Source organism: Pseudomonas sp. Sample_10 (assembly GCF_004321495.1).
GTDB lineage: Bacteria > Pseudomonadota > Gammaproteobacteria > Pseudomonadales > Pseudomonadaceae > Aquipseudomonas.
Map to the genome: position 1 here is coordinate 243,068 of NZ_RCOE01000063.1, position 6,857 is coordinate 249,924.

Here is a 6,857-nt window from a genome sequence, read left to right on the forward strand (position 1 = left end):
GTTGTTTTTCCTTTTGAACGATCCATGGAGCATGGACCATGGCGACCATTAATCGGTTGCACAGAACGATATCCAGTGCAGACGCCCTAAAGTTTCAGTACTCGCAAAAAAACAGGGACATCGCCATGACCGTACGTATCGAAAACGAAACCTGCTTCTTTACCACTGAAAACGGCGAGGAAATTCGCCTGTGCCCCGATGTGACGATCGTCACGGACGGCGAAAAAGCCATGTCGGCGGTGGACATCGACGGTCAGCGCATTTACATCACTGAAGCCGAGGCTGATGCATTGACCGTAGCAGGTGCTGTCGATGGTCGCCGTCACTTGAAAGCCACGGACAGTGATTCGGTGATCTGACCGATCCTGTCGACCACAGCCGCAGGCGTCTGACATGGGCGTTTGCGCCGCGCCTGGACGAGTGCTTCAACTTGTCGCAGGTCATTGCTCGTCCTTCATCTGATCTGCTTTTTATTGCAATACCTGAGTCTGTTATGCAAACAGATCGACGCTCATAGTGCGCCTGCCTGATGGAGGCTGATGAGCGAAAGACCATGAGCGAGAGAATCCCCGTCCGAACCGTTGAAACATTCGAACCTTCACGTGCAAAGATGAAGGTCAAATCCAGCGACAACCTTATTCACACACGCAGCTTCACCGGCCTTTTCCGCAACTTGCGCATAAGCGGTGCAGGACTGCTGTTCCTGTTGTTTTTCGGTACCGTATGGCTGAACTGGGGTGGACGTCAGGCGGTGCTATGGGATCTTGGCGAAAGCAAATTCCATATCTTCGGCGCCACGTTCTGGCCGCAGGACTTCATTCTGCTGTCGGCACTGCTGATCATCGCTGCGTTCGGTCTGTTCGCCATCACTGTATTCGCCGGCCGCGTTTGGTGCGGCTACACCTGTCCACAGAGTTCCTGGACGTGGATCTTCATGTGGTGCGAAAAAATCACCGAAGGCGAGCGCAATCAGCGCATCAAACTGCAAGCCGCGCCCTGGGGCTTGAACAAACTCATGCGTCGCTCAGCCAAGCACACCTTGTGGCTGGCCATCAGCCTGCTGACCGGCCTGACCTTCGTCGGCTACTTCACGCCAATCCGGCCGCTGGCCGAAGAACTGCTGACCCTGCAGATGAGCGGTGTCAGTTTGTTCTGGGTCGTCTTCTTCACCGGCGCCACCTACATCAACGCCGGTTGGTTGCGTGAAGCGGTGTGCATGCACATGTGCCCGTATGCACGGTTCCAGAGCGTGATGTTCGACAAGGACACCCTGACCATTTCCTATGACGTCGCCCGGGGCGAAAATCGTGGCCCGCGCAAGCGTGAAGTCAAACCGGCCGAGGTCGGCCTGGGCGATTGCATCGATTGCCAGTTGTGCGTGCAGGTCTGCCCCACCGGCATCGACATCCGCGACGGCTTGCAAATGGAGTGCATCGGTTGCGCGGCGTGCATCGATGCCTGTGATTCGATCATGGACAAAATGGGCTACGCGCGCGGCTTGATCAGCTACACCTCCGAACGCCAGTTGCAGGGTGGCAAGACCCACTTGCTACGGCCACGGCTGATTGGCTACACCGCCGTGCTGTTAGTCATGATCGCGGCCTTGGTATTCGCCTTGATCGAGCGGCCTATGGTCTCGCTGGATGTCAGCAAGGACCGTGGCCTGTTCCGCGAGAACAGTCAGGGGCAGATCGAAAACATCTACAGCCTGAAAGTGATCAACAAAACCCAGCAGCGCCAGGATTACCAATTGACCCTCGTCAACGCTGACGGCTTCCAGTTGCAGGGCACGACCGACTTGAGCCTGGCACCCGGTGAAATTGTCGACGTGCCGGTCTCGGTGGCCATGACTGCCGAGCGGCCGACCAGCAGTTCGCAGAGCATCAGTTTCAAAATTGTCGACGGTGATGAACCGGGAATCTACAGCGTAGCGAAGAGCCGGTTTGTAGCGCCGATGAACCGTTGATCCTTTAAGATGCAGGCCTTTGTGGCGAGGGAGCTTGCTCCCGCTGGGGGTGCGAAGCGCCCCCCAAAGAACTGGCGACTGCTGCGCAGCCGAGCGGGAGCATGCTCCCTCGCCACAGTTGATTGATTCGATCGCGGGATACCGATGAAACGCTACGAAAAATTCGCCGATGACATCGCTGAACTGATCCGCACCGGCGTCCTGGGTCCCGGCCAGCGCGTGCCGTCGGTGCGCTATGCGAGCCAGACCTACGGGGTCAGCCCGTCCACGGTGTTCCAGGCTTATTACCTGCTTGAGCGCCGTGGCTTGATTCGCGCCCGCCCGCGCTCCGGCTATTTCGTCAATGCCCACGCACCGCGGCCGTTTTCCGAGCCCGTGATCAGCAGCCAGGTCAACGAATCCACCGAGGTCGACGTCAGCGAACTGGTGTTCTCGGTCCTTGATTCGATCAAAGACCCGAACACCGTGCCATTTGGTTCGGCGTTCCCCAGCCCGACCCTGTTTCCGCTGCAACGCCTGTCGCGCTCCCTGGCCAGCGCCACGCGGGAGATGGACCCGCGCATGGTGGTCACCGACATGTCGCCGGGTAACCCGCAGCTACGCCGGCAGATTGCCCTGCGCTACATGGTTGGCGGACTGATGCTGCCCATGGAGGAACTGCTGATCACCAACGGTGCCCTCGAGGCGCTGAACCTGTGCCTGCAAGCGGTGACCCAGCCCGGCGATTTGGTGGCCATCGAAGCCCCGGCGTTCTACGCCTGCCTGCAAATACTGGAACGGTTGAAACTCAAAGCCGTGGAAATCCCGGTGCATCCCCGTGACGGCATCGATCTCGGGGTTTTGGCGCAAACCCTGGATCGATACCCGATCAAGGCTTGCTGGTGCATGACCAGTTTCCAGAACCCCATGGGCGCGACCATGCCTGAGGCCAAGAAACAACAACTGGTGCAATTGCTGCGCGGTCATCAGGTGCCACTGATAGAAGACGATGTCTATGCCGAGCTGTATTACGGTCAGCAGGCACCGAAACCCGCCAAGGCGTTCGATACCGAAGGTCTGGTGATGCATTGCGGTTCGTTCGCCAAAAGCCTTGCCCCCGGCTACCGCATCGGCTGGGTCGCTGCCGGCCGCTATGCGCAGAAAATCGAACGGCTGAAACTGATGACCTCGCTGTGTGCATCAATGCCGGCCCAGGCCGCCATTGCCGATTACCTGCAACACGGCGGCTACGACCGGCATCTGCGCAAATTGCGCCATGCGCTGGAAGATCAACAGAGCGCCATGCTGGCGGCCATTACACGCTATTTTCCCGCACAGACTCGTGTCAGCCAGCCAGCTGGCGGGTATTTTCTATGGCTGGAACTGCCGGCGCAGATGGATTCGTTGAAGTTGTTCCAGATGGCGTTGGCGCAAGGCATCAGCATTGCGCCGGGGCCGATCTTTTCGCCGGCGCAGCGGTTCAGGAACTGTATTCGATTGAATTATGGGAGCCCGTGGACCGAGGAATCGGAAAAGGCGATGGAGACGTTGGGGCGGATTGTGCGGTCGTTCTGATGGGTTGATGGTGTCTCGACTGACGCCATCGCCAGCAGGCTGGCGCCCACAATAGGGTGCAACACTCAACCCTGTGGGAGCCAGCCTGCTGGCGATGAGGCCAGTGCAATCAACTCAACTCTACGCTTAACGGCCACCGCCCAGATCGACGAACGTCCCCGTCGCATACGATGCCTTGTCCGACAACAACCACACAATCGCCTCGGCCACTTCATCCGGGCGCCCGCCCCTGGCCATGGGGATGGCCGACTCAAGTTTGCTGACCCGGTCCGGATCGCCGCTCAAGGCGTGAAAATCGGTGTAGATGTATCCGGGCCGAACCGCGTTGACGCGAATCCCCTCGCCTGCGACTTCCTTGGACAGGCCGATGGTGAAGGTGTCGAGTGCGCCCTTGGATGCCGCGTAGTCGACGTATTCATTAGGTGCGCCCAGACGGGCGGCGACCGAGGACACATTGACGATGCTGCCGCCCTGCCCGCCGTGTTTGGGCGACATGCGCAGGATGGCGTGCTTGGCGCACAGCATGGGGGCCAGAACGTTGGTCTTGAGGATTTTCAGGATGCGGAATTCGGACATTTCGTCGACCCGGGACTTTTGCCCGACGGTGCCAGCGTTGTTCACCAGCGCCGTAACCCGGCCCAGTTCGGTGTCCACTCGATTGAACAAGGCGATGACTTCGTCTTCGATGCTGACGTCTGCGCGAACCGCAATGGCTTGGGCACCGAGGGCACGAACCTGCTCCAGCACGCTCTGCGCAGCTTGTTCATCGGACTGATAGTTGATGCAGATCCGATAGCCTTGTTCGGCGGCCAACAGGGCGGTGGCGGCACCGATGCCACGACTGCCACCAGTGATGACGATGACTTTAACCATGCAGGCTTTCCCCATTTCAAGCGTAAGCGGTCGAGGGGAAGAATAACTGTCCTTCGCGGTTTTTGCATGAACCTGCTGCCAACCGATGTGCCGAGGGAGCTAGCGCTCCGCTCTACTGCGCAGCATTCGCTGAACTGAGCGTTACCGAGGGCCGCTTCGCGACCCAGCGGGAGCAAGCTCCCTCGCCACAGGTCAGGCGAGTTCCAATTGCTCCGCACGATGGATTTCAACCATGAAACGTTGCGCCGGCAACGGATGACCGAGCAGATAGCCTTGCAGCGAATCACAGCCGAGCTGGGTCAGGAAGTCCTGCTGCACACCGGTCTCCACGCCTTCGGCGACGATGCGCAAACCCAGTGCCTGACCGAGGGCGACAATCGCGGAAACGATCGCCGCGTCATCGCTGTCGCGCTCCAGGTCACGTACGAATCCGCGGTCGATTTTCAATTCATTGGCCGGCAGGCGCTTGAGGTACATCAAGCTCGAGTAACCGGTACCAAAGTCGTCGATGGACAGGTCGACACCCATGTCCGACAGTTCCTGCAACACCGTCATGCTCGCGTCGGCATCGCTCATGGCCGTGGTTTCGGTGATTTCCAGCGTCAGGCTGTTGGCCGGCAAATGGTGCGTGGCCAGCGCCTTGGCGACACTTTGCACCAGTCCGGCATGGCAGAACTGCAACGCAGAAAGGTTTACCGCGATACGCCAATCGGTGTAGCCCAGCACATACCACTCACGCATCTGCCGGCAGGCTTCGTTGAGTACCCATTCGCCAATGGGAATGATCAGCCCGGTCTTTTCCGCGAGTTCGATGAACTTGTCCGGCAGCAACATGCCCTGGGTCGGATGCTCCCAACGCAACAACGCTTCGGCACCGACCGGCCGGCCGTTGCTGGCGTCGAACTTGGGTTGGTAATGCAAGCAGAATTGTTGATGCTCCACGGCATTGCGCAGGTCTTGCAACAATTGCAGTTGCTTGCGCGCGTTGCTGTTCATCGAAGCGTCAAAGAAGCTGTAACCGTTTTTACCCGCGCCTTTGGCGTGATACATCGCCGCGTCGGCGTTCATCAGCAATTCATGGGCACTCTGGCCATTACCCGGATACAAGGCGATGCCCACGCTGGCGGAGATCTGCAAATCATGTTCAGCGACGCGAAAAGCCCGGGAAATCAAGCTGACCTGACGTGCCGCCAGCCCCACCGCGTCGTTCGGTTCGGTCAACTGCACCAGCAACACGAACTCATCGCCACCGATTCGCGCCAGCGTGTCCTGGCTGCGCAGGTCTTCGCGCAGGCGCAGGCTGACTTCACGCAACAGCTGGTCGCCCATGTGATGACCGAACGCATCGTTGACCGGTTTGAAGCCGTCCAGATCGATGAACATCAGGGCAAAGCAACCGCCCTCGCCGTTGACCCGCGACATCGCCTGATCGATACGGTCGGCCAGCAAGACCCGGTTCGGCAGACCGGTCAGAGTGTCATGCAAAGCCAATTGTGTGAGTTCACGATTGGCCTCGGTCAGGGATTGGGCCAGGCTTGCGGTGCGGGCTTCCAGGCGGGCATCGAGAATCGAAGTCAGCAAGGCAATGCTCAGCACCGCCAGAGTAGTGATCAGTACGAGATTATCCAGGCCCTCGCCGTTAAGGCCATCGGTGGCCGCGCCACAGAAGCTGCCATCGGCAAACTGTGCAGCCGCCATACCGGTGTAATGCATGCCGACAATGGCAATCCCCATGATCACCGCCGCCCCGCCACGAATCAGCCGCACGTGAGGGGTGTTCCGACGCAAGTGGAAGGCAATCCACAACGCCGCACCGGACGCGGCGACCGCTATGAACAACGACGTACTGAACAGCGTCGGGTCGTAGTCGATTCCCGGCTGCATGCGCATGGCGGCCATGCCGGTGTAGTGCATCGCACTGATTCCCGCCCCCATCACCAGCGCACCGAACCCCAATTGCCACAGCGGCAATTGCGGCTGACTGACCAGCCACAGGGCGAAGCCGCTGGAGAGAATGCCGATCAGCAGCGAGAGCAACGTTATGGCGATGTCGTAGCCCAGATCGATGGGTAAATTGAAGGCCAGCATGCCGATGAAGTGCATCGACCAGATCCCCACGCCCATGGCAAACGCGCCCCCCGCCGTCCACAGGTGCACGGCCCGGCCCTTGGCCGTGGCGATACGGCCGGTCAGGTCGAGGGCGGTGTACGAGGCAAGAATGGCCACGCAAAGCGAAATGATGACCAGTGTGGGGGAGTAGCTACCGATGAGCATGGAAAGTTCTCGAAATCACCGCCGTATCGCTTCCATTCTCGGGGGCGCAAAAAGGGCGATTGTACTGATTCCAAATGAGAACGCACTCACAAAATTAGCAAAAGGCCATCAAGGCGATGAAACGCTTGTTTGATCCGAAGTCAGCGCACTGAATCGGTGGATTCGAACGCTGGATTCGCCCCCGCCCCCC

5 protein-coding genes are annotated in these 6,857 nt (G+C 59.3%); 3 read left to right on the plus strand and 2 right to left on the minus strand.

All coding sequences use genetic code 11. The features are described from left to right. Positions 1–125 precede the first annotated feature (125 nt). From D8U18_RS06240 to mapR, 3 genes are all read left to right on the plus strand, one after another. Positions 126–359 carry a DUF3203 family protein gene (locus D8U18_RS06240; protein WP_056855491.1) on the plus strand — a complete coding sequence of 78 codons (234 nt, stop codon included), beginning with the start codon at positions 126–128 and terminating at the stop codon, positions 357–359. 194 nt (positions 360–553) lie between these two features. Continuing rightward, positions 554–1,966, plus strand: coding sequence for a cytochrome c oxidase accessory protein CcoG (gene ccoG, locus D8U18_RS06245; protein ID WP_131107283.1), 1,413 nt, complete (start codon positions 554–556; stop codon positions 1,964–1,966). A gap of 144 nt (positions 1,967–2,110) precedes the next feature. Then, on the plus strand, positions 2,111–3,520 hold the full coding sequence (gene mapR, locus D8U18_RS06250) for a GntR family transcriptional regulator MpaR (protein ID WP_056855493.1): 1,410 nt from the start codon (positions 2,111–2,113) through the stop codon (positions 3,518–3,520). Between the two features lie 126 nt (positions 3,521–3,646). On the opposite strand, the gene D8U18_RS06255 is transcribed toward mapR, so the two are convergent. Both D8U18_RS06255 and D8U18_RS06260 read right to left on the minus strand, forming a co-directional pair. Next, positions 3,647–4,393, minus strand: coding sequence for an SDR family oxidoreductase (locus tag D8U18_RS06255; RefSeq protein ID WP_056855600.1), 747 nt, complete (start codon positions 4,391–4,393; stop codon positions 3,647–3,649). 192 nt (positions 4,394–4,585) lie between these two features. After that, entirely contained in the window at positions 4,586–6,667 is a 2,082-nt protein-coding gene (locus tag D8U18_RS06260) for an EAL domain-containing protein (RefSeq protein ID WP_056855494.1), read from the minus strand. Positions 6,668–6,857: the final 190 nt, after the last annotated feature.